This is a genomic window from Streptobacillus ratti, from assembly GCF_001891165.1.
Taxonomy (GTDB): domain Bacteria; phylum Fusobacteriota; class Fusobacteriia; order Fusobacteriales; family Leptotrichiaceae; genus Streptobacillus; species Streptobacillus ratti.
This window is the reverse complement of record NZ_LKKW01000090.1, coordinates 1-381: the sequence shown is the minus strand read 5'-3', so window position 1 is coordinate 381 and position 381 is coordinate 1. Positions and strand designations below refer to the sequence as shown.

Below are 381 nucleotides of genomic sequence, written 5' to 3'. Positions count from 1 at the left end.
CGCTGAAGCTGAACTGGCTGCCGGCGACCGGCGCGAAATCCTTCAGCGTCTCGCCGATCGATGCGATCAGGCACGCGCTGCTGCCGGGGATTGCGATCGCAGCCTACGGCATGGCGGGGGTGGCGCGCCAGCTGCGCGGCGCGTTGCTCGAGGTGCTGTCGTCGCAATATGTCCGCACCCTGCACGCCAAGGGCCTGTCGATGTCCCGCATCCTCTGGCAGCACGGTTTGAAGAATGTCGGCGTCAACCTGCTCACGATCATCAGTCTGCTGGTCAACCGCATGCTGGCGGCGACCGTCGTGATTGAGGCGGTGTTCGCGATCCCCGGCCTCGGCAGCCTGATCGTGCGCGGCGCGATTCAGCGCGATTTCCCGATCGTGC

Annotated in this window: 1 protein-coding gene; it reads left to right on the top strand. The window is 66.1% G+C overall.

Translation table 11 applies throughout. The features are described 5' to 3' along the window. Nucleotides 1-381 (top strand): ABC transporter permease subunit (locus BT993_RS06910; protein WP_143604318.1); only part of this gene is annotated, 381 nt, incomplete at both ends.